The sequence below is a fragment of the Pseudolysinimonas sp. genome, assembly GCF_051954455.1.
GTDB lineage: Bacteria > Actinomycetota > Actinomycetes > Actinomycetales > Microbacteriaceae > Pseudolysinimonas.
Genome location: NZ_JBQCHS010000027.1, coordinates 19,491 through 40,877 on the forward strand (window position 1 = coordinate 19,491; position 21,387 = coordinate 40,877).

Consider the following 21,387-nt stretch of genomic DNA (forward strand, 5'->3'; position numbering starts at 1 on the left):
TGCCCATCGTGAAGCGCCCGGCCCGGCTGGCCGACGGCCGCGAGCTCATCTACTTCGACGACGCGGATACGACGCTCGCGCCCGAACGACGCATCGACGAGCGGCAGCTCGACCCGCGCCCGCAGACCGCGACCATGCGCCAGGACGTGCTGACCGGCGACTGGATCTCGATCGCCGCCGCCCGGCAGAACCGCGCCTTCCTCCCGCCGGCGGAGTTCGATCCGCTCGCCCCGCAGAGCGCCACCAACCCGAGCGAGATCCCCGACCGCTACGACGTCGCCGTCTTCGAGAACCGGTCGCCGTCGTTCGGCCCGGAGCTCGGCGTCGCCGATGTCGACGGCGTCGGGTTCGGGCGCACCGCCCCCTCCTACGGGCGGTGCGAGGTCGTGTGCTTCAGCCCCGAGACCACCGGCTCGTTCGCCACCCAGACGCCGAGCCGCGCCCGGACCGTGATCGAGGCCTGGGCGGACCGCACCGCCGCGCTCTCGGCGGTGGACGGGGTCCGTCAGGTGTTCCCGTTCGAGAACCGCGGCGAGGCGATCGGGGTGACGCTGCACCACCCGCACGGGCAGATCTACTCCTATCCCTACGTGACCCCGCGCATGCAGCGGACGCTCGCCGCTGCCGACGCCGTGGGCGGCGACCTGTTCGGCCGGGTGCTCGAGCACGAGCGGGCGGGCGAGCGGGTCGTGCTGAGCGGTGAGCACTGGACCGCGTTCGTGCCGTTCGCGGCGCGCTGGCCGATCGAGGTCCACCTGCTGCCGCACCGCCACGTGCCCGACTTCGCCGAAACGACCGACGAGGAGCGCGACGAGCTCGCGCCCCTCTACCTGCGGCTCCTGCGCGGCATCGACGCGCTCTACGACACCCCCACCCCGTACATCGCGGGGTGGCACCAGGCGCCGATCGGCGAGGGCCGCGAGAAGGTGCGCCTGCACCTCGAGCTGACCTCGCCCCGGCGCGCGGCCGACAAGCTCAAGTACCTGGCCGGATCCGAGGCGGCCCAGGGCGCCTGGATCGGCGACGTGGTGCCCGAGGCCCAGGCCGAACTCCTCCGGAAGGCGATCGAGACCGTATGACCGGCGACCTGCGCGACGACGTCCGCGCCCTCTTCACCGCCCTGGCCGGGCACGAGCCCGACGGGCTGTGGTCCGCACCCGGGCGCGTCAACCTGATCGGCGAGCACACCGACTACAACGACGGCTTCGTGCTCCCGTTCGCGATCGACCGCCGCACCGTGGTCGCCCTCGGAACCCGAGACGACGCCGCGATCCGCGTCGCCAGCACCTTCGCGGCGGGGGAGGGGTGGACGGAGGCGGAGCTCGCCGAGCTCGAGGATCTCCGCGCCGACCGCTCGGCCGGCACCTGGGTGCGCTACCCGCTCGGGATCGCCTGGGCGCTCGGCCAGACCGGCGCTGACCTCGCGGCCGTGCCGGGCGTCGACATCGTCATCGACTCCAACGTGCCGACCGGCGCCGGGCTGTCGTCGTCGGCCGCGATCGAGTGCGCCGTCGGCGTCGCGCTGAACGACGTGTGGCGGCTCGGCCTCGACAAGCCGACGATCGCGCGCGCCGGGCAGCGCTCGGAGAACGACTTCGTCGGGGCGCCGACCGGGATCCTCGACCAGTCCGCCTCGATGCTCGCGGAGCGCGACCACGCCGTGTTCCTCGACTGCCGGAGCCTCGAGTCGGAGACGGTGCCGCTCGGCTTCGAGGAGGCCGGGCTCTGCATCCTCGTCATCGACACCGGCCAGGCGCACGAGCACGCGACCGGCGGCTACCGCGACCGCCGCGAGGCCTGCGAGCGGGGGGCGCGGGAGCTCGGCGTCGCCGCCCTCCGCGACCTGACGGTCGACGATCTGGACCGCGCGCGCGACGTGCTCGACGAGGTCACCTTCCGCCGGGTGCGGCACGTCGTCACCGAGGACGCGCGCGTGCTCGAGACGGTCCGGCGGCTCCGCGAGGAGGGGCCGCGTGCGATCGGCGATCTGCTCGACGCGTCGCACGCGTCGATGCGCGACGACTTCGAGATCACCACACCGCAGCTCGACCTCGCGGTCGAGACGGCGCGGGCGTCCGGGGCGCTCGGCGCCCGGATGACGGGCGGCGGCTTCGGCGGATCGGCGATCGCGCTGATCCCCGAGGACCTCGTGTCGCAGGCGCAGGTCGCGATCGACGGCGCCTTCGCGGAGCACGGGTGGGGGCAGCCGGACGTGTTCGTCGTGCGCCCCTCGGACGGCGCGGGTCGGGAACAGTAGCTAGCGCGTCACGCGGTGCAGGAACGCGAGCGTGTCCTGCAACGCCTCCTCCGCCTCCGCGAAGTCGAGGTGGAACTGGTACTCGTGCGGCAGCGACGGCTCGTGGTCGGCCGCGTAGAAGCGGGTGGTCGTGTCGACGCCGGCCCGCTCGAGCGCCTGCGACATCGGGATCGACTCGATCCAGGTGAGCCCGTCGCCGTTGCCGCCCGAGATGTAGACCGGCGGGAATCCGCTCGTGACGAAGTCGATCGTCGACATCGTCGAGCCCTGGTAGCTCGACGACCAGTTGCGCGTGCCGGTGTAGGCCCAGAGCGCCGACTTGAACCCCCAGGCCGCGACGCCCGTGAGGCTCGCCATGCGCCGCAGGTCGTACACGCCGCAGTGCAGGATCACGCCCGTCAGCTGGGTCGAGCCGAGCGGCGGTTCCATGCCGATGAGCGCGGCGTACTCGGGATTCGTCATGAGCACCGCGAGCTGGCTCGCGAGCTGAGCCCCCGCGGAGTCGCCGGCGAGCACCAGACGCGCGGGGTCGACGCCGAGCTCCGCGGCGTGATCCCGGACGTGCCGCAGGGCCTCGCCGAGCTGGCGGACCGCGGTCGGGTAGGTGGCCTCGGGCGCGACGGTGTAGTCGAGGCCGATCGCGCGGAAGCCCTCCGCCGCGAGGATGCGCAGGTAGGGCGCCACGTCGTCCTTCGACCCGGAGATCCAGGCGCCGCCGTGGATCCAGACCACGGTGGGCAGCGGCCCCTCCACCCCGGCCGGCCCGAACACGTCGAGCCGCATGTCGGGATCATCGCCGTAGGGGATGTCGCGAAGCTCGTCGACGGGGCCCTTCGGCGGGTGCCGCTCGAACTCCGCCCGCGTCCGGGCCGCGCCCCGGTCGAACACCGCGCGGATGAGCAGCGCGGCGGCCCACGGCGACGAGTTCGCGGCGACGCGGCCGATCGCGACGGCGGCCGCGGCGCCGCCGAGGAACCAGCCGAGTCGGCGGGATGCGGGCGAGCTCATGAGGCGACGCTACAGCCGGTCCAGCGCGACCTCGGCCGGCGGCCGCGCCGCCTCGAGCGCCGACCACAGCCCGTCCGGGATCGGCGCCGTCGCCCAGCGCTCGGTCTCCGCGATCCGCTCGATCCGCCCCGGTCCGACGACCGTCGCGTGCACCCGCGCCTCCCGCAGGCTGAACTGCAGCGCCGCCGCGGCGAGCTCGACGCCGGCGTCGGCGCAGAGGGCCGCCATCCGCTCGAGGGCGGCGCGCGTCTCGGGATGGATCGGCCGATAGCCGTAGCGGTCGGCGAACCGGGGGTCGCCCGTCAGCACGCCCGCGCCGTAGGGGGCCGCGTTCGTGACACCGACGTTCCGCTCGGCGGCCGCGTCGAGCAGCGCGTCGGCGGAGCGGTCGAGCAGCGTGAAGCGATTGTGGGTGACGAGCGCGTCGAAGAGGTCGGTCTCGACGAACCGCTGCAGCATGTCGACGGGGCCGCCGGAGATGCCGATCGCCGTCGCGCGCCCCTCCTCCTTCATCGCCACGAGCGCCTCGACCGCGCCCCCGGGCGCCATCGCCGCCTCGAATCCGATGTTCTCGGGATCGTGCAGGTAGAGCACCGGGATCCGGTCGAGGCCCAGGCGCTCGAGCGACTCGGCGAGGGAGGCGCGCATCCGATCGCCGCCGAAGTCGCCCGTGGCCGTATCGCGGTCGAGCTTCGTCTGCACGACGAGCCCGTCGGGGACCCCGCCGACGCGGGCGATCGCGGCGCCGATGTGCTCCTCGGAGTGGTGGTCGCCGTACATGTTGGAGGTGTCGAGGAGGTTCGACGGGAGCCGCCGGGCGAAGAATGCGTCGGCCATCGTCGCGACGCGTGCGGTGCGCTCCGCGACCGACTCGCCCGCCCGCTCCTCGCCCCACGACGAGGTGCCGATCGCGAGCGGCGTGACCTCGACGCCGGTGCGTCCGAAGGGGCGGAGGGCGTCGAGTACCGGGGTCGTCATGCGGCCAGCGTAGAGGCGCCCCCGGACTCGCTGAGCGGCTGCTGACGGATTATGTTGCCGCCCCCGCCAAATACTTAGAGTCGGACCATGCAGCTTCGAAAGATCGGTCAGGTCCAGGTCGGCGCGATCGGGCTCGGCGGCATGCCGATGTCCATCGAGGGTCGACCGGACGAGCAGCGGTCCATCGCGACCATCCACGCGGCGCTCGACGCCGGCGTCACCCTCATCGACACGGCGGACGCCTACACGCTCGCGGGCGATCCGCAGGGGCACAACGAGGAGCTCATCGCGAAGGCGCTCCGCGAGTACGGCGGCGACACATCCGGAGTGCTCGTCGCGACCAAGGGCGGGCACCTCCGTCCGGAGCCCGGACCCTGGGCGCAGAACGGCGACCCCGCCTACCTCAAGGAGGCCGCCAAGGCCTCCGCGAAGCGCCTCGGCGTCGAGGCGATCGGCCTCTACCAGTACCACCGTCCCGACCCGAGCGTGCCGTACGCCGACTCGGTGGGGGCGCTCGCCGAGCTGCTCGACGAGGGCGTCATCCGCATGGCCGGGATCTCGAACGCGAACCCCGACCAGATCCGCGAGGCGCAGGAGATGCTCGGCGGCCGACTGGTGTCGGTCCAGAACCAGTTCTCGCCGAAGTTCCGCTCCAGCCTCCCTGAGCTCGAGCTGTGCGCCGAGCTCGGCATCGCGTTCCTGCCGTGGAGCCCGCTCGGCGGGATCCAGGGCGCGGCCGACCTCGGCGGCCAGGGGGCCGCGTTCGAGAAGGTCGCGGAGGCGCACGGCGTCAGCCCCCAGCAGGTCTGCCTCGCGTGGGAGCTCGCGCTCGCGCCCGTCGTCATCCCGATCCCCGGCGCCTCCCGCCCGACCTCCATCCAGGACTCGGCGCTCGCCGCCGAGCTCGAGCTGACCGCCGACGAGGTCGCGGAGCTCTCGCAGTGACCGGAGTCCGCACCGCGCGGCTCGGCCGCACCGACATGGAGATCACGCGCGTCGGGTTCGGCGCGTGGGCGATCGGCGGCGGCGGGTGGGCCAACGGCTGGGGCTCGCAGGACGATGACGAGTCGGTGCGCGCGATCCGGCACGCGGTCGACCGCGGCATCAACTGGATCGACACCGCGGCCGTCTACGGTCACGGGCACTCGGAGGAGGTCACGGCGCGGGCCATCCGCGAGATCCCGGAGGCCGAGCGTCCGCTCGTCTTCACGAAGGGCGGGCTCGGTTGGAACGACGCCGACCACATGGAGCAGGCGACCCGCCGCGGCGACCCGGTGTCGATCCGACAGGACGTCGAGGACTCGCTGCGCCGGCTCGGCGTCGAGCGCATCGACCTGTTCCAGATGCACTGGCCCGCCGAGGACGGCAGCGAGATCGAGGACTACTGGAACGTCTTCGCGCAGCTGCAGCAGGCCGGCAAGCTCCGGGCGATCGGGCTGTCGAACCACGCGATCCCGGCGCTCGAGCGGGCCGAGGCCGTGGCGCATGTCGACAGCCTGCAGCCGCCGTTCTCGGCGATCCGGCCGGAGGCGGCCACCGACGGCCTGCTCGACTGGTGCGCCGACCACGGCACGGGCGTCATCGTCTACAGCCCCATGGGCTCCGGTCTCCTCACCGGCGCGATGACGGCGGAGCGGGTGGCCGCCATGCCCGAGGACGACTGGCGCCGGCGCAGCCCGGCCTTCACGACGGACCTCGACGATAACCTCGCCACGGGAGCCGCGATCGCGCGGGTCGCGGAGCGGCACGGGGTCTCGCAGGCGTCGGCCGCGGTCGCGTGGACCCTCGGATTCCGTGGCGTGACCGCCGCGATCGTCGGCGCGCGTCGTCCCGATCAGATCGACGGCTGGATCGACGGCGCCGCGGTCGACCTCACCCCCGAGGACTACGCCGAGATCGGCTCCGCGACTCCAGCCGCCCTGACCGAGTAGTCGCCACTGTGCGAAGAAGCCCTGTGCGCGTCGTGCCGCACAGGGCTTCTTCGTCAAGCGAGCGCGATCAGGCGGGTCCCGGAGCGCGCCGAAGCAGAAGCGCTCGACCCGCGAGGCCGACCGCGACCACCGCCGCGCCGACCACGATCGACGGCCACGGCAGCGCGAGCGCGAGGACGACGCAGCCGAGGAGGCCCGCGAGCGGCAGGATCCGACGCGCCGGCCGCCCGCGATCGAGCGTGAACGCCGAGAGGTTCGCGATCGCGTAGTAGAGCAGCACCCCGAACGACGAGAACCCGATCGCCCCGCGCAGGTCGCCGAGCGCGACGAGCAGCACCACCGCGACCGTCACGACGAGCTGCGCGACCCACGGCGTCCCGAAGCCGCCGTGCACGCGGGCGAGCGCGCGCGGGAGGTCGCCGTGGCGGGCCATCGCGAGCGACGTCCTCCCGATCCCGGCGATAAGCGAGAGCAGGGAGCCGAGCGCGCCGGCCACGGCGCCGATGCCGACGACGACCGCCCAGCCCCCGCCGAGCCCGAGGCGCGTCACGTCGGCGAGCGGCGCCGACGACCGGGCGAGCGCCGGGGCGCCGAGCACGACGAGCAGCACGACGGCGACGACGGCGTAGACCGCGAGCGTGATGCCGAGGGCGATCCGGATCGCTCTCGGGATGGTGCGCGCCGGGTCGCGGACCTCCTCGCCGAGGGTCGCGATCCGGGCGTAGCCGGCGAACGCGAAGAACAGGATCCCGGCCGACTGCAGCACCCCGTACGGGCCCGCCGGCGCCGCGCCCTCGAGCGGCCGCGTCGTCGCCCCGATCGCCGATCCCGAGGCGACCACGAGGGCGATCAGTACGATCGTCACGAGCACGGCCGCCGCGACGAGCGTCTTCGTGACGCCGAACAAGTCGATGAGCGAGATGGCCAGCACCGCCGCGATCGCGACGGGCCGCTGCCACGCCGGCGGCACCGTGTAGGCGGCGACCGTGAACGCGATCGCGGCGCAGCTCGCCGTCTTGCCGATCACGAAGCTCCATCCCGCGGCGAAGCCCCACCACGCGCCGAGACGCTCGCGGCCGTAGACGTAGGTGCCGCCGGAGACGGGGTACCGGGCCGCCAGGCGGGCCGAGGCCGTCGCGTTCGCGTAGGCCACGAACGCGGCGATCGCGAGGCCGAGCAGGAGCCACGGCCCGGCCGCCGCGGCCGCAGGGGCGAACGCCGAGAACACGCCCGCGCCGATCATCGACGCGAGACCGATGACGACCGCGCCGCCCGTGCCGAGCCGGCGCTGCAGGGCGGGGGAGGGAGTGGTCACCGGCGGAGCGTAGCGTGGCGATGTGGACCTCCAGTTGACCGGCAAGCGCGCACTCGTCTCGGGCGGGAGCAAGGGCATCGGGCTCGCGATCGCGCGAGCGCTCGTGGCGGAGGGCGCGCACGTCGCGATCTCGGCCCGCGGCGAGGAGGTCGCGGCCGTCGCCGAGGCGCTCGTCGCCGAGACGGGCGGCACGGCGATCGGGGTCCGCGCCGACACCCACGATGATGCGGCGGTGCGGGCGGCCGTCGCGGAGGTGGTCGATCGGCTCGGCGGGCTCGACATCCTCGTCAACACGGCCGCCGCCCCGTGGCGCCCCACGATGCGCGCGACGACCCTCGACGTCACCGACGAGCAGATGCGCGAGCACTTCGAGGTGAAGGCGCTCGGCTACCTCCGCACCGCGCGAGCGGCCGCTCCGCACATGATCGCCAACGGCTGGGGCCGCATCATCAACATCAGCGGCCTCGGGGCGCGGAGCGCGGGATCCGCCGTCCAGACCGTCCGCAACGTCGCGGTGTCGGCCCTCACCAAGAACCTCGCCGACGACCTCGGCCCGCACGGCGTGAACGTGACGGTCGTGCACCCGGGCCTGACCCGCACCGAGTCGGGGCCGGACCCGGAGCCGGAGCCGTCCAACAGCATCCGGCGGATCGTCGACGCGAGCGAGGTGGCCGACGTCGTCGCCTTCCTCGCCTCGCCGCGGAGCATCGCCATCACGGGCGACGCGATCGCCGCCGGTGGGGGAGCGCCGGGTCCGGTCTACTACTGAACCCGCGAAACCCCGCCGGGATCCCCGGGATCGCGGGGTGGGCACCCTATCGTGGCCGATGTGTGGCCGGCCAGCAGACGGGACGAGGTCGAGGTGAACGATCTCGGTGCCCCCGATGACAATTCGCCCGACGCGGACGCCGTGGGCGCCCCCGACGCTGCCCCGGCGGTGACCAGCCAGCGCGGATTCCGGGGCTCGGCCGAGCTGGAGTCCTCGCGCGCCGCGTGGCGCGCCGAGCTCGCCCGCGTCGGCGGCTCCTCGCCGCTCCTGCACCTCTCCGACGACGCGACCGCCCGGATCGAGTTGAGCACGACCCACCCGGGCGGCCTGGCGCGCTTCATCACGGGCCAGGCGACGCTGCTGTCGCAGCTCATCCGCGACGAGATGGCCCTCCGCGCCGCGCGCATCGCGGCCGACCGGATCGCCGCCAAGAGCCTCGAGCTCGCGAGCACGCGCGGCATCGACGCCGTCCAGCTCGCGATCGGTCTCGCCGAGTGGGAGCGCGACGGCGAGCAGTTCACCGCGCCGGTGCTCCTGCGCCCGCTCGCGATCCGCCGGCTCGGCCGCGACTTCGAGATCCGCCTCCGCGGGCTCCCGGCGCTGAACCCCGCGCTCGCCGTCGCCCTCCACGGCCAGTTCGGGATCCAGCTCGACCCCGCCGCGTTCGTGGCGCTCACCGACGCCGACGGCTCGTTCAAGCCGAACGCCGTCATCGACCAGCTCCGCGCCCTCACCGGGCACCTGCCGGGCTTCTCGGTCGCGCCGCGCCTGCTCGTCTCGTCGTTCGCCGAGGTCGCGACCGCGATGGTCGCCGACGCGGCCCCCCTCGACCACCCGCTCCTCGACGCCCTCGCCGGCAGCACCGCCGCGGGCTGGGCGATGGAGCAGGGGTACCAGGCGGTCGAGGCGGTCGACGCCGACCACCGCGATCCCTCGACCGACCTGCTGCTGCTCGACGCCGACGCGGAGCAGGAGCACATCATCGCGCAGATCGCCGCCGGCAACTCGGTCGTCGTCAAGACGATGCCGGGCACCGGCGCGACCCAGACGATCGTCAACTCCGTCGGCGCGCTCGTCGCGCAGAACAAGCGCGTGCTCGTGGTCGGACCGCGACGCGCGACGCTCCGCGGGATCCAGCAGCGCTTCGGCGACATCGGGCTCGGTGCGCTCGCCGTGACCCCGGCGTCGCTGCGCAAGGACGTGGTCCGCGCCATCTCGCGGCACGAGCGCGCGGCCCAGCCGCAGCTCGTCGACGTCGACGACGCGCTGGTGCGGCTGCGCGCGGTGCTGCTCGACTACCGCGTCGCCCTCTCGCGGCCCGACGACATCCTCGGCGTCTCGGTGTTCGACTGCGTCACCGAGCTCTCCCGGCTCGCGCTCCTCCCGACCCCGCCGACCACGACCGCCCGCCTCGACCGGGCGACCGTCGAGCGGATCGCGGGCGATCGCGCCGCCATCGCCCGCACGATGATCGAGGCTGCGAAGCTCGGCCAGTTCCGCTACGGCCCGGGCGACTCGCCCTGGTACGGCGCGTCCTTCCCGACCGGCGAGGCGGCCCAGCAGTCGCACGCGCTCGCGCAGCGCCTGTCGGCCACCGAGGTCCCGCGCCTGCTCGCCCGCGCGCAGGAGCTCATCGGGTCCACCCGCATGCGCCCGTTCGAGACGATCGGCGAGCTCGGGGTCTACCTGCGGCTCCTCACCGACATCCGCGACACCCTCGACCGCTTCCTCCCCGCGGTGTTCGACCGCTCGGTCAGCGAGCTCATCGTCGCGACCGGCCCCAAGCGCGAGCACCCCGAGATGTCGGCGGGCGACCGTCGGCGCCTGCGCAAGCTCGCGAAGGAGTACGTGCGCCCCGGCATGCACGTCGGCGACCTCCACGAGGCGCTCACCCGCGTGCAGCAGCAGCGGATCCTGTGGCAGCGCTTCGTCGCGGCCGGCGTCGTGCCGGAGGTGCCGACCGGCATCTCCGACGTCGCGGTCGCCTGGCAGCAGGTGGCCGCCGACCTCGCCTCGCTCGACGTTCCGCTCGGTCACACCGCGCGCGAGCAGCAGCTCGAGAACCTCCCGCTGCCCCGGCTCGGCGCGCTGCTGTCCTCGCTGGCCGAGCCGAGCGACGTGCTGCAGAACCTCCAGGAGCGGAGCGCCCTCATGGCGCGGCTCCGCGACCTCGATCCGCTGCTCACGGACCTCGCGGCGCGGCACGTGCCCGAGGAGCAGGTGGCCGCCGAGCTCGAGCAGTCCTGGTGGCGCTCGGCCCTCGACTCCCTCCTCGAATCGGATCGCGCCCTCCTCGGCGCCAAGGCCGACGTGCTGGAGCGGCTGGAGGCCGACTTCCGCCTCGTCGACGAGTCCCACGCCGCGGGCAGCGCCCAGCAGCTCGCGTGGCAGCTCGCCGAGAACTGGCGCATCGGCCTCGTCGACTGGCCCGCCGAGGCGACCGCCCTCAAGGAGCTGCTGAAGACCGACCGGATCAGCGCCGCGACCCTGCAGCATCACGCGCCGCACCTGGCGCGGTCGGTCGCGCCGGTGTGGCTGGTGTCGCCGTACGAGGTCGACCGGGTCTCCGACTCCATGCCGTTCGACGTCGTCGTCGTGGTCGACGCCGGCGCCACCACCATCGCCGAGAACGTCGGCGCGATCCGCCGCGCGCGGCAGGTGATCGCGTTCGGCGACCCGGTGACGCAGACGCCGTCGTCGTTCGAGCTGCGGCTCGGACCGGTCGAGGAGACCGCGCCCGAGCTCGACGCGCGGCACCTGGACGAGCTGCACGGGCGCTCCGCCCTCGCCCAGCTGGCCGGCGTGCTGCCGGTCCTCTCGCTCACCCGCAGCTATCGCGCCGGCGGCGAGGACCTCGCCGAGCTCGTCAACCGCCGGTTCTACGGGGGTCGGATCGACTCGCTGCCGTGGGCCGGGTCCTTCCTCGGGCACGGCAGCCTCGTGCTCGACTTCGTCGAGAACGGCACCGGCATGCCCGACCCGTCGGGCGGGGTCGAGAGCGTCGACGCCGAGGTGAACCGCGTGCTCGCCCTCGTCGAGGAGCACGCGCGTCTGCGCCCGCACGAGACGCTCATGGTCGTGACCGCGAGCGAGAAGCACGCGGTGCGGGTGTTCCAGGCGGTGCTGTCGGCGATGTCCGGCAAGCCGGAGCTCACCGACTTCGTCATGCGCGACGGGGCCGAGCCGTTCACGGTGCTGCCGATCGACCGCTCGGCGGCCGAGAGCCGCGACCGCGTCATCTTCTCGCTCGGCTACGGGCGCACCCCGCACGGCCGCGTGCTGAGCGACTTCGGTGCTCTCGGCCGCCCAGGCGGGGAGCGGCTGCTCGCCGTCGCGATGACCCGCGCCCGCCGCTCGATGGTGATCGTCACGTGCTTCCGGCCCGCGGACATCGAGGACGGCCGCATCCGCCACGGCGCCGTGGCTCTCGCCGAGATCCTCGACGAGGTCGCGGCCCGCCGCGCCGAGCCGCCGCTGCCGGACGACTCCGACCCGATGCTCGTCGACCTCGCGCGCCGGCTCGAGGCCCGTGGCCTGCGCACCGCCCTCGGGCACCGCGGCAAGCTCGGGCTCGTGGCCGCGAACGGCGGGATGTGCTTTGTGGTCGAGACCGACCAGGCGCTCCTCGGGCGGTCACTGCGCGAGTCGATCCGGCTCCGCCCGGAGGTGCTGCGCCGGCTCGGTTGGCACTACGCCCGCGTGCACGCCTTCGAGGTCTTCGCCGACCCCGACGCGGTCGCCGACCGCATCGCGGTCGCGGCGGGGCTCGCGGGCGGGCTCCTCACGCAGGAGATCCCGGTCGTCACCGCCGCCGGTGCCTGACGACTCCGGCTCCGCGCCCGAGCCCGAGGAGCGTCCGGAGGCCCGGCCGCGCCGCCGCCGGGTGACGACCGCGCCACCCGCCGGCTCCGATCCCGCGCCGCAGCAGGAGCCCGAGCGGCACGCCGAGGGCGAGAACGACGCGCGCCTGCGGCAGGACAAGCCCCCGCACTACTGACCGCCGTCCCGCGCCGCTCCGCTCCGTGCGCCGTCCGCCTCTGTCCGAAATGCAGGAGACGACGGTCCGGAAGTGGCCCGTGCGGCCTCTGGAGCGGTATCCGAGGTCGGCTCTCCTGCATTTCGGACCGCACCGATACGCGCTTCGCGCTACTCGGTCCGCTGGGGCGGGATGCCGCCCTGCTGCTCCTTCAGGAGATCGCGGATCTGCTCGAGGAGCTCGGTCTCGGTGAGCGCCGGCGGCTCGGCCGGGGCCTCCTCGGCGGGCTTGCGCCGCAGCTGGGCCTTCTTGAGGTAGTTCATCGGCATGATGAGGCCGAAGTAGATCGCGGTCGCGATGAGCACGAACTGGATGATTGCCGAGATCACGGCGCCCCACGCGAGGATCACCGCCGCGTGCCCCGGCGACGCGGCGCGCAGCGTGATGCCCGCCTTCGCGATGTCGCTGGAGTCGAAGATGAGCGAGATCAGCGGGTTGAAGATCCCGGTGACGAGCCCGTTGACGATCGCGGTGAACGCGGCGCCGATGACGACTGCGACGGCGAGGTCGATGACGTTGCCGCGGAGGAGGAACTCCTTGAAGCCCTTGAGCATGGCGACTCCTTAGTTGCTGGACGAACCGGATGCCGTGGAGGTGCTGCTGCTGGAGGTGCTGCTGGTGCTGGGGCTGCTCGGCGCCGTGGTCGCGCCGTTGCTCGTGGTGCCGGATCCCTCGGATTTCGCTCCGCCGTCGCCCGACGGCTTCGCCCGGCTGTCCGTGCGGTAGAACCCCGACCCGTTGAACGTCACCCCGACGCTGCCGTACTGCTTCCGCAGGAGTCCGCCGCAGTTCGGGCAGACGGTCAGCGCGTCGTCGGTGAAGGCCTGCTGGATGTCGAACGCGGTGCCGCACTCGGTGCAGCGGTAGGAGTAGGTGGGCATGGCTCTCAGGTGCGACGCGGGTGGAGGTCGGTGATCCCGCTCGGGGTGACGACCCCGTCGACCGGCATGTCGTGGCGGTCCCGCGGGACGGAGTCCACCAGCTCGTCGTCGAAGATCACAGCATAGACGGGCGGGCAGCCCTCCATGCTGCCGAGCGTCTTGTCGAAGTAGCCGCGGCCCCAGCCCATCCGCATGCCGGAGCGGTCGACGCTCGCGGCCGGGATCACGATGAGGTCGGCCGCGTTGATCGCGATCGGCCCGAGGAGCTCGGTCGTCGGCGCCGGGAGGCCGAGCGCGTCCTCCTCTTCCTCCTGCCCGTCGTACGGCGCCCAGTCGAGCAGGCCGTCCTCGCGGGAGACGGGGAGCAGCACCCTCATGCCCTGCAGGTGGGCCCAGTGCACGAAGTCACGGGTCGGCGGCTCATCGGGCAGCGAGAGGTAGCAGGTGACGGTGCGGGCCGAGAGCCGGCCCACCAGCTCTTCCAGGTGCGCGGTGATCGCGGCGCTGTCGTGCTCCCGCTGCGTGGACGTGCGGGCGCGACGACGTTCGCGGAGCTCCGCCCGGAGCGCCCGCTTCTGCGAATCGACCTCGTCGGCCACAGGGGAAGTCTAGGTGGCGACTCCTCCTCGGGTATGGACCGATACCCTCTTGCCATGGGCACGTCCATCACGAAGGCAGTCATCCCCGTCGCGGGCCTCGGGACCCGGTTCCTCCCGGCGACGAAGGCGATGCCCAAGGAGATGCTGCCGGTCGTCGACAAGCCGGCCATCCAGTACGTCGTGGAGGAGGCGGCCGCCGCCGGTCTCTCCGACGTCCTCATGATCACCGGCCGCAACAAGACGGCGCTCGAGAACCACTTCGACCGGGTCGGCGAGCTCGAGCAGGTGCTCACCAGCAAGGGCGACACCGCGAAGCTCGAGAAGGTGAAGTTCTCGACGGACCTCGCCGACGTCCACTACGTCCGCCAGGGCGACCCGAAGGGCCTCGGGCATGCCGTGCTCCGCGCCAAGATGCACGTGGGGCGGGAGCCGTTCGCCGTGCTCCTCGGCGACGACATCATCGACGATCGCGACGTGCTGCTGAAGAAGATGCTCGACGTGCAGATCGCGCGGAACACGACCGTCGTCGCCCTGCTCGAGGTCGACCCGTCGCAGACCCACCTCTACGGCATCGCGACCGTCGAGCCGACGGACGAGGACGACGTGGTGCGGATCACGGGCATGGTCGAGAAGCCGTCCGCCGGCGAGGCCCCGTCGAACCTCGCGGTCATCGGGCGCTACGTGCTGCGCCCGGAGATCTTCGAGATCCTCGAGAACACCCCGCCCGGCAAGGGCGGCGAGATCCAGCTCACCGATGCGCTGCAGGCGCTCGCCACCGGCCCGGGCTGGGCGGGCGGCGTGCACGGCGTCGTCTTCCGCGGCCGTCGCTACGACACGGGCGACCGGCTCGACTACCTGAAGGCGATCGTCCAGCTCGCCGTCGATCGCGACGACCTCGGCCCGGACTTCCGCCCCTGGCTCAGCGACTTCGTCGCCGGGCTCGACGACCGGCCGTGACCGCGCCGATCCTTCACGACGGACCGATCACCATCCGGTCGATCGCGATGCGGGATGCGCGCGCCCTCGACCGGGAGCTCGCGGCCAACCGCTCGTGGCTGCGGACGTGGGAGGCGACCAACCCCCACGGCCCGATCGGCTTCGACACGCGCGCGAGCATCCGCTCCCTCCTCGCGAGCTCCCGCGCCGGCACGGGCGTGCCGTTCGTCGTGGAGTACGAGGGCGAGTTCGCCGGCCAGCTGAACGTCTCGGGGATCTCGTACGGGTCGCTGTCGTCCGCGTCGATCGGCTACTGGATCGCGGAGCGGTTCGCCGGCAAGAACATCATGCCCACGGCGGTCGCCCTCGCGACCGATCACTGCCTGTTCGGGATGGGGCTGCACCGGATGGAGATCTGCATCCGCCCCGAGAACGGCCCGTCGCTTCGGGTGGTCGAGAAGCTCGGCTTCCGCTACGAGGGACTGCGTCGCCGGTTCATCCACATCAACGGCGATTGGCGCGACCACTTCTGCTTCGCGCTGACCGTCGAGGAGCTGCCCATGGGGGTGCTCCGGCGCTGGAAGGACGGGCGCGTGCCGGCCGGCGTCGGGTCGGTACCGGAGGCGGATCGCCGCGCCGCGACGCATCCCCTCCGATTGGGGTAGCGGCTTTTCGCGGCGACGCGCGCGCCTACCTTCGATCTCGAGTTGAGGTTCTTACCCTCATCGCATGGAGGCCACCGGGATCGGCACCGCGATCATGCTCGCGATCGCCGCTGCGCTCTGGTTCCTGTATCTCGTGCCGACCTGGCTGAAGCGCCGCGAGTACCTCGCGACCGAGCGCACGGCGACCCGTTTGCAGCAGACGTTGCGCATCATGGCGGAGACGGCGGAGACGCCGGAGATCGTCCGGGTCGAGGCGCGCGTGCGCGAGGCCGTCCGCCAGGAGCGCGCACTCCGCGCCGAGGAGCGGGCCGCTCGACGCCGGCTCGCGGCACAGCTGCGCCGCGAGGAGGCCGCCGAGCGCGCCGCGGACCGGGCGGCGATCGCCGCCGCGGCCCGCATCGAGGCGGAGCCGGATCCCGCCGCGCTGCGTCGCCGACGGATGCGCCGGACCCGCGCGCTCGCGTCGCTCCTGATGATCGCGGCCACCGTCGTCGGCGGCATGCAGATCGCGCTCATCGCGACGACCGGCGCCGTGCCCGCCTCGTGGGGTGTGCTCGCCGTCGCCGGAGCCGGGGCGTGCGTCGCGGTGAGCGTGCAGCGCCGTCTCGACGCCCGTCGCGCCCCGCGCACCGCAGCCGACCCCGTCGCAGCATCGACCCCCGTCGCCGTGCCCGTCGCGGTCGCCCCCGCCGCGCCGGCGCGCGAGTGGACCCCCGTGCCGCTCCCGCGGCCGCGCTACCTCGACCGACCCGCGCCCCAGCCGATCGTGCCGCCCCTCGACGCCGCCGCCCTTCGCCGTGCGGCCGCCGCCGAGGCCGCGGAGGCGGAGTGCGCCCGCATCGCGGCGCACGCCGAGCCGGAGGTGGTGCCGTTCCGCCGCCGCGAGGAGCGAGCGGTGCCCGCCGCGACCGCGTCGCGCTTCGCCGGCATGGGGCTGCTCGACCCGCGCGACACCGCGGCCCCCGACCTCGACGAGGTCCTGCGTCGTCGTCGCTCCGCGGTCTGAGCGGGACCGGGCCGCGCGCACGCGGGTCCCGGACGACCTGCTAACCTTGCTGAGTTGTCCGGCGAGCCGGGCAGCCCGGGCCCATGGCGCAGTTGGTAGCGCGTCTCGTTCGCAATGAGAAGGTCGGGAGTTCGAATCTCCCTGGGTCCACCACCACCGCGCTCGGCGACCGACCGCATCGCCTCACCTCTCGCGGCTGCCCCGAACCGCTGCCGATCTGTCGGGCTAAGGTGGCGGCACGCCGGTCCGGCACGGGAGGTGGCATGGCCGCGACGCTCCGCTCACTGCTCGCCGTCCCGCGCTTCCGCCTCCGGCTCGTGGTACCGCCGGCCGATCCGGCGGTGCTCGACGCGCCGCTCGCCTGGGTGCACAGCTCCGACCTCGGCGACCCGACGCCGTGGCTCGAGCCGGGCCAGCTGCTCCTGACCGACGGCGACCAGTTCCGCGGCGACCGGGTCGGTGCCGTCGATTACATCGCGCGGCTGCAGCGGGCAGAGGTGGTCGGCCTCGGGTTCGCGACCCGGATCATCCACGACGAGATCCCGTGCGCCGTCGTGCAGGCGGCCGAGAAGGCGGGATTCCCGCTCCTCGAGGTCGCGGACCGTGCGCCGTTCATGGCCATCATCCGGCACGTGGCCGACGAGATCGCCGCCGCCCAGCGCGAGCGGCTCGACTGGCTGACGGGGGCGCAGCGCGCGATCGCCCGGGCGGCGCTCCGCGTCGACGGTCTGACCGCGATCCTGCGGGAGCTCGAGAGCCGGCTCGACGGCTGGGTCGCGCTCTACGACGCGGCCGGCGAGCGGGTGGCGGTCGCGGTCGCGCGCGAGATCCCCGCGGACCTCGTCGACGCCGTCGACGAGGCCGTCGGCCGCGCCGTGCACCGCCGGACCCGCAGCGCGGGGCGGATCTCGATCGGCGGCGGGGAGGTCACGCTGCAGACGCTCGGCCGGCCCGACCGCCTGCGCGGGGTGCTCGCGATCGGGCATCCGGCGCCGCTCGACGAGGCCGGCACCGATCTCGTGGCGAGCGTCATCGCGATCGCCTCGGTCGCCCTCGAGCAGAGCGCCGCCCTCGAGGAGTCGCGGGCGAGCCTGCGGGCCGGGATCCTCGAGCTGCTGCTCGCGGGCAGCGTCGACGCCGCGCGCCGGAGCCTCGATCGCCTCGGCGTCGCGCTCCCCGCGGAGCCGGTGCGCGTCGTCGTCGCGGCGATCGGCGAGGACCGGGCGCTCGTCGACGAGCTGGAGCTGGAGGCCGAGCGCGGGCGCGGCCCGTTCTTCGCGGCCCACAGCGACCGGCTCGTGCTGATCGCGGGAGCCGGGGACGCCGGCGGTCCCGGCGACCTCGAGACGCTCGATGCGGTCCTGCGCCGCCACCGCATCGCGGCGGGGGCGTCGGGCCCGGCCCGCCTCGAGGAGCTGTCGGTAGCGCTCGCCGAGGCGGAGCGCGCGGCCGCCGCGCCGACCGCCGGCGCGACCCCGGGCCTGCGGCGATTCGACGAGCTGACGTCGTCGGGGATGCTCGGCCTCCTCGGCGCGGCGGGGGGTCGGGAGGCGGCGCGTCGGCTGCTAGCCCCCGCCCGGGCGCGGGAGGACGACGGCGCCGGGCTCCTGCACGCGGCGCGGGTGTGGCTCGAGCACAACGGCGCGTGGGATCCGGCGGCGCGCGCTCTGGGACTCCACCGGCACACGCTCCGGGCCCGGATCGACCTGCTCGGCGCGGTGCTCGGCCTCGACCTCGGCGACTTCGCCGGGCGTGCCGAGCTGTGGGCGGCACTGCAGCTGGACGAGGCGGAACGCGGGACGGGCCGGCAGAGATGACCGGCACCGTCAACGGGCGCGTCTCGTTCTGGTGGGACGCGATCGGCGGCCCGGGCCGGCGCCGCGCCCCGCTCGACGGCTCCCGCCGGGCCGACGTCGTGATCGTCGGCGCCGGGTACACCGGCCTCTGGACCGCCTACTCGCTGCTCGCGCTCGACCCGTCGCTCGACGTCGTGCTCCTGGAGCAGGAGTTCGCCGGGTACGGGGCCTCGGGTCGCAACGGCGGCTGGCTCACCCACGACATCACCGGCGGGCGGGAGCGCTACCTGGTGTCGCACGGGCGGGCGGCCGTGGACGAGTTCCAGCGCGCCATGGACGACAGCGTCGACGAGGTGATCCGGGTCGCGTCGGCGGAGGGGATCGACGCCGACATCCGGAGGGGCGGCGAGCTCACCGTGGCCACCACGCCCGCCCAGCTCGCGCGGCTGGTCGCCCACGTGCGCAGCGAGGAGCAGTGGGCGAGCAGCGACCTGCGGCTCCTCGGCGCCGAGGAGAGCATGGCGCGGGTCGGCGTCGCGGGCACGCTCGGCGGGGCGTGGCACGAGCACTGCGCGCGGATCCAGCCGGCCAAGCTCGCGCGCGGACTCGCGGCGGCGGTGGAGCGTCGCGGCGGCACGATCATCGAGGGCACCCGGGTCTCGGAGATCCGCCCCGGCGCGGCCGTCACCGACCGCGGCGTCGTCGAGGCGCCGTTCCTCGTGCGCGCGACCGAGGGCTTCACCGCCGCGCTCCGCGGCGAGCACCGCACCTGGCTGCCGATGAACTCGTCGCTCATCGTCACCGAGCCGCTCCCGCCGGAGGTGTGGGCCGCGATCGGCTGGGAGGGCCGCGACACCCTCGGCGACATGGCGCACGTCTACATGTACGCCCAGCGCACCGCCGACGACCGCATCGCGATCGGCGGGCGCGGCGTGCCGTACCGCTACGGCTCGCGCACCGACCACGACGGCGGCACGGCCCCGCGGACGATCGCGAGCCTCGCCGCGATCCTCACCCGCTTCTTCCCCTCGACCCGCGGTGCCCGCATCGAGCACGCCTGGTCGGGCGTGCTCGGGGTCCCGCGCGACTGGGCCGCGACGGTCGCGCTCGACCGCGGCACCGGCCTCGCGTGGGCCGGCGGGTACGTCGGCACCGGGGTGACCACGACGAACCTCGCGGGGCGCACCCTCGCCGACCTCATCCTCGGGCGCGACACCGAGCTCACCCGCCTGCCCTGGGTCGATCACCGGGCGCGCCGGTGGGAGCTGGAGCCGCTCCGCTGGCTCGCGGTGCAGGGCATCTACGGCGCCTACCGGGCCGCCGATCGCGCCGAGCGGCGCGGCCGGACCACGACGTCGCCGCTCGCCCGGATCGCCGACCTCGTCGCCGGGCGGCACTGAACGGACGGCGACGGCGCCCGCTCCACGTGGAAGGATGAACCCGCCGTCGCCACCGACCGGAGGAGCGCCCCATGCCCACCAAGATCGAGCTCATCGTCGACAACCTCGACGACGCCGACGCGTTCGACGCCGCCCTGCCCGGGCTGCTCGACCTCGCCCGCGCCCTGCCGGCGCTCGAGCGCCTCGAGTCCGGGAAGGTCTGGCCGAAGGAGGACGGCACGCCGACCCCGGCGTTCCGCACCCTGACGCTCTGGTTCCCGGGCTACGACGAGGCGTCGGCGGCCACGTCTTCGACCGAGGGCGGCGCGTTCTTCCCGGCCTTCTTCGGCGCCGCGGGCGGCAAGGTGACCGGTCTGTTCACCGACGTCGAGTCGGCGTAGCAGCCGGGTGTCCGCGAGCGCCTTCACCGTCGACCTGGGCGGGAGCCACGTCACCGCCGCCGAGATCGTCGTCGACGGCGAGCGGGCGCGGGTCGAGCGCCGGCGGAGCGCCGTCATCGACCCGCACGGCTCCGCCGACGCGATCCTCGACGCCGTCGCCGGCGTCATGACGGGCGTGACCCGCTACCCGGTCGCGTGGCGGCTCGCCGTCCCCGGGCCGTTCGACCTCGCCGAGGGCATCGGCCGCTACCGCGACGTCGGCAAGTTCGAGGCTCTCGACGGCGTCGACATCCGGGCGGGCCTCTCGGCGCGGCTCGCGGCCGGCACCACCCTCCGCTTCGCGAACGACGCCGATGCGTACGGGGTCGGCGAGTGGGCGTTCGGCGCGGGCCGACGCGCGTCCCGCATGATCTGCATCACCCTCGGCACCGGCGTCGGCTCCGGCTGGATCGTGGCGGGGGAGCCGGCCGACGACGGGCCGGAGGTGCCGCGCGACGGCGAGGCCCACTTCATCGAGGTCGACGGGCGCCCGATCGAGGAGACGGTCTCGACGCGCGCGATCGTCGAGCGCTACCGCCGCGCGAGCGGCAGCACCGCGACCGTGCGCGAGATCGCGGAGCGGACGCGCGCGGGCGACGCCGACGCCGCCGACGCGCTGCGCGGTCCGATGGAGGCGCTCGGCGCGGCGCTGCGCCCGTGGGCCGAGCGGTTCCGCCCCGACGTCCTCGTGGTCGGCGGCGGGATGTCGGCGGCATGGGACCTGATCGGGGAGCCGCTCACACGCTCCCTCGGCCGGCCCTCCGTCGAGGTGGTGCCGGGCGCGCTGGGCGAGGAAGCACCGCTCCTCGGCGGGGCGTCGCTCGAGCTCGAGCACGCGGCCCCATGAACGACCGGGACGGCGTCGACATCGACCCCGGCGACGGGCGCCATGAGACCGCCGCCCAGCGCGCGGATCGCAACTGGGGCGAGATCCTCCAGGAGCTCCGTGTGATCCAGACCGGCACCCAGCTCGTCAGCGGGTTCCTGCTCACGGTCGCGTTCCAGCCGCGGTTCACCGCGCTCGACGCGATCGACCGCGCGGTCTACGGGGCGCTCGTCGCGCTCGCGGCGGCCAGCACGATCCTCGGGCTTTCGATCGTCGCGATGCACCGCGCCCGGTTCCGCCACCACGACAAGCCCCGCGTCGTCACCGTCGCCAACACCATGCTGCGGGTGATGGTCGTCGCGGTGGCCGCCCTCGCGGTGGGCGTGGTGCTGCTCGTGTTCGACGCGGTGTTCGGGCGCCTCGCCGGCGTGCTCGCGGGCGGGACGGCGGTGCTCGCCGTCGTCGGCCTCCTCGTGCTCCTGCCGAACGTCTGGCACCGGCCTCCGCGAGGAGTGGACGCTCCCTGAGAGTCGACGGCGCGGCCGATGCCCGCGCGTAGCGTCGG

21 protein-coding genes and 1 tRNA gene are annotated in these 21,387 nt (G+C 74.1%); 16 read left to right on the top strand and 6 right to left on the bottom strand.

The features are described 5' to 3' along the window. Positions 1-5: 5 nt before the first annotated feature. On the top strand, positions 6-1,079 hold the full coding sequence (gene galT / locus ACTHM3_RS12195) for a galactose-1-phosphate uridylyltransferase (protein WP_440406411.1): 1,074 nt from the start codon (positions 6-8) through the stop codon (positions 1,077-1,079). Beyond that, positions 1,076-2,257, top strand: coding sequence for a galactokinase (gene galK, locus ACTHM3_RS12200; protein WP_440406376.1), 1,182 nt, complete (start codon positions 1,076-1,078; stop codon positions 2,255-2,257). Before galT ends, galK begins: the two co-directional genes overlap by 4 nt. Here galK and ACTHM3_RS12205 read toward each other — a convergent pair whose 3' ends face one another. Further along, positions 2,258-3,265, bottom strand: a complete 1,008-nt coding sequence (locus tag ACTHM3_RS12205; RefSeq protein ID WP_440406377.1) for an alpha/beta hydrolase — start codon at positions 3,263-3,265, stop codon at positions 2,258-2,260. Positions 3,266-3,274: 9 nt separating this feature from the next. After that, positions 3,275-4,243, bottom strand: a complete 969-nt coding sequence (locus ACTHM3_RS12210; RefSeq protein ID WP_440406378.1) for an aldo/keto reductase — start codon at positions 4,241-4,243, stop codon at positions 3,275-3,277. Positions 4,244-4,330: 87 nt separating this feature from the next. Between ACTHM3_RS12210 and ACTHM3_RS12215 the strand changes: the two genes are divergently transcribed. Further along, positions 4,331-5,188, top strand: coding sequence for an aldo/keto reductase (locus ACTHM3_RS12215; RefSeq protein ID WP_440406379.1), 858 nt, complete (start codon positions 4,331-4,333; stop codon positions 5,186-5,188). Next, a complete protein-coding gene (locus ACTHM3_RS12220) occupies positions 5,185-6,174 on the top strand; it encodes an aldo/keto reductase (protein WP_440406380.1) in 990 nt (329 codons plus the stop codon). The genes ACTHM3_RS12215 and ACTHM3_RS12220 overlap by 4 nt, the downstream gene beginning before the upstream one ends. A 67-nt stretch (positions 6,175-6,241) precedes the next feature. Here ACTHM3_RS12220 and ACTHM3_RS12225 read toward each other — a convergent pair whose 3' ends face one another. Further along, entirely contained in the window at positions 6,242-7,489 is a 1,248-nt protein-coding gene (locus ACTHM3_RS12225) for an APC family permease (protein WP_440406381.1), read from the bottom strand. A gap of 22 nt (positions 7,490-7,511) precedes the next feature. Here ACTHM3_RS12225 and ACTHM3_RS12230 point away from each other — a divergent pair, with 22 nt between their 5' ends. The 3 genes from ACTHM3_RS12230 (at position 7,512) to ACTHM3_RS12240 (ending at position 12,255) form a co-directional block, all read left to right on the top strand. Next, a complete protein-coding gene (locus ACTHM3_RS12230) occupies positions 7,512-8,258 on the top strand; it encodes an SDR family NAD(P)-dependent oxidoreductase (RefSeq protein ID WP_440406382.1) in 747 nt (248 codons plus the stop codon). 168 nt (positions 8,259-8,426) lie between these two features. Continuing rightward, complete coding sequence (locus ACTHM3_RS12235) at positions 8,427-12,080, top strand: AAA family ATPase (protein ID WP_440406383.1); 3,654 nt, start codon at positions 8,427-8,429, stop codon at positions 12,078-12,080. Next, positions 12,073-12,255: a hypothetical protein gene (locus ACTHM3_RS12240; RefSeq protein WP_440406384.1), complete on the top strand. Its 183-nt coding sequence runs from the start codon at positions 12,073-12,075 to the stop codon at positions 12,253-12,255. The genes ACTHM3_RS12235 and ACTHM3_RS12240 overlap by 8 nt, the downstream gene beginning before the upstream one ends. A gap of 149 nt (positions 12,256-12,404) precedes the next feature. Here the strand turns inward: ACTHM3_RS12240 and mscL are convergent, their stop codons facing one another. Genes mscL through ACTHM3_RS12255 form a run of 3 tightly spaced genes read right to left on the bottom strand, consistent with a single transcriptional unit; the run spans position 12,405 to position 13,774 of the window. Continuing rightward, positions 12,405-12,848 carry a large conductance mechanosensitive channel protein MscL gene (mscL, locus tag ACTHM3_RS12245; protein ID WP_440406385.1) on the bottom strand — a complete coding sequence of 148 codons (444 nt, stop codon included), beginning with the start codon at positions 12,846-12,848 and terminating at the stop codon, positions 12,405-12,407. Between the two features lie 9 nt (positions 12,849-12,857). Then, positions 12,858-13,175 carry an FmdB family zinc ribbon protein gene (locus ACTHM3_RS12250; protein ID WP_440406386.1) on the bottom strand — a complete coding sequence of 106 codons (318 nt, stop codon included), beginning with the start codon at positions 13,173-13,175 and terminating at the stop codon, positions 12,858-12,860. A gap of 5 nt (positions 13,176-13,180) precedes the next feature. Continuing rightward, on the bottom strand, positions 13,181-13,774 hold the full coding sequence (locus ACTHM3_RS12255) for a 5-formyltetrahydrofolate cyclo-ligase (protein WP_440406387.1): 594 nt from the start codon (positions 13,772-13,774) through the stop codon (positions 13,181-13,183). A 54-nt stretch (positions 13,775-13,828) separates the two neighbouring features. On the opposite strand from ACTHM3_RS12255, the gene galU reads away from it, so the two are divergent. From galU to ACTHM3_RS12300, 9 genes are all read left to right on the top strand, one after another. Further along, positions 13,829-14,731 carry a UTP--glucose-1-phosphate uridylyltransferase GalU gene (galU, locus tag ACTHM3_RS12260; RefSeq protein ID WP_440406388.1) on the top strand — a complete coding sequence of 301 codons (903 nt, stop codon included), beginning with the start codon at positions 13,829-13,831 and terminating at the stop codon, positions 14,729-14,731. After that, complete coding sequence (locus ACTHM3_RS12265; protein ID WP_440406389.1) at positions 14,728-15,375, top strand: GNAT family N-acetyltransferase; 648 nt, start codon at positions 14,728-14,730, stop codon at positions 15,373-15,375. The genes galU and ACTHM3_RS12265 overlap by 4 nt, the downstream gene beginning before the upstream one ends. A gap of 64 nt (positions 15,376-15,439) precedes the next feature. Further along, complete coding sequence (locus ACTHM3_RS12270; protein ID WP_440406390.1) at positions 15,440-16,381, top strand: hypothetical protein; 942 nt, start codon at positions 15,440-15,442, stop codon at positions 16,379-16,381. A gap of 77 nt (positions 16,382-16,458) precedes the next feature. Further along, a tRNA-Ala gene (locus ACTHM3_RS12275) sits at positions 16,459-16,534 on the top strand. 110 nt (positions 16,535-16,644) lie between these two features. Further along, a complete protein-coding gene (locus tag ACTHM3_RS12280; RefSeq protein ID WP_440406391.1) occupies positions 16,645-18,198 on the top strand; it encodes a PucR family transcriptional regulator in 1,554 nt (517 codons plus the stop codon). After that, complete coding sequence (locus tag ACTHM3_RS12285) at positions 18,195-19,577, top strand: NAD(P)/FAD-dependent oxidoreductase (protein WP_440406392.1); 1,383 nt, start codon at positions 18,195-18,197, stop codon at positions 19,575-19,577. Before ACTHM3_RS12280 ends, ACTHM3_RS12285 begins: the two co-directional genes overlap by 4 nt. 71 nt (positions 19,578-19,648) lie before the next feature. Next, a complete protein-coding gene (locus tag ACTHM3_RS12290) occupies positions 19,649-19,957 on the top strand; it encodes an EthD family reductase (RefSeq protein ID WP_440406393.1) in 309 nt (102 codons plus the stop codon). A 7-nt stretch (positions 19,958-19,964) separates the two neighbouring features. Beyond that, on the top strand, positions 19,965-20,843 hold the full coding sequence (locus ACTHM3_RS12295; protein WP_440406394.1) for an ROK family protein: 879 nt from the start codon (positions 19,965-19,967) through the stop codon (positions 20,841-20,843). Then, positions 20,840-21,349, top strand: a complete 510-nt coding sequence (locus tag ACTHM3_RS12300) for a DUF6328 family protein (protein WP_440406395.1) — start codon at positions 20,840-20,842, stop codon at positions 21,347-21,349. The genes ACTHM3_RS12295 and ACTHM3_RS12300 overlap by 4 nt, the downstream gene beginning before the upstream one ends. Positions 21,350-21,387: the final 38 nt, after the last annotated feature.

Bases quoted from the DNA above. Each gene is read 5' to 3' on its own strand.
- galK (WP_440406376.1), top strand. From the start codon at position 1,076: ATGACCGGCGACCTGCGCGACGACGTCCGCGCCCTCTTCACCGCCCTG.
- ACTHM3_RS12205 (WP_440406377.1), bottom strand. From the start codon at position 3,265: ATGAGCTCGCCCGCATCCCGCCGACTCGGCTGGTTCCTCGGCGGCGCC.
- ACTHM3_RS12210 (WP_440406378.1), bottom strand. From the start codon at position 4,243: ATGACGACCCCGGTACTCGACGCCCTCCGCCCCTTCGGACGCACCGGC.
- ACTHM3_RS12215 (WP_440406379.1), top strand. From the start codon at position 4,331: ATGCAGCTTCGAAAGATCGGTCAGGTCCAGGTCGGCGCGATCGGGCTC.
- mscL (WP_440406385.1), bottom strand. From the start codon at position 12,848: ATGCTCAAGGGCTTCAAGGAGTTCCTCCTCCGCGGCAACGTCATCGAC.
- ACTHM3_RS12250 (WP_440406386.1), bottom strand. From the start codon at position 13,175: ATGCCCACCTACTCCTACCGCTGCACCGAGTGCGGCACCGCGTTCGAC.
- galU (WP_440406388.1), top strand. From the start codon at position 13,829: ATGGGCACGTCCATCACGAAGGCAGTCATCCCCGTCGCGGGCCTCGGG.
- ACTHM3_RS12270 (WP_440406390.1), top strand. From the start codon at position 15,440: ATGGAGGCCACCGGGATCGGCACCGCGATCATGCTCGCGATCGCCGCT.
- ACTHM3_RS12280 (WP_440406391.1), top strand. From the start codon at position 16,645: ATGGCCGCGACGCTCCGCTCACTGCTCGCCGTCCCGCGCTTCCGCCTC.
- ACTHM3_RS12285 (WP_440406392.1), top strand. From the start codon at position 18,195: ATGACCGGCACCGTCAACGGGCGCGTCTCGTTCTGGTGGGACGCGATC.
- ACTHM3_RS12290 (WP_440406393.1), top strand. From the start codon at position 19,649: ATGCCCACCAAGATCGAGCTCATCGTCGACAACCTCGACGACGCCGAC.
- ACTHM3_RS12300 (WP_440406395.1), top strand. From the start codon at position 20,840: ATGAACGACCGGGACGGCGTCGACATCGACCCCGGCGACGGGCGCCAT.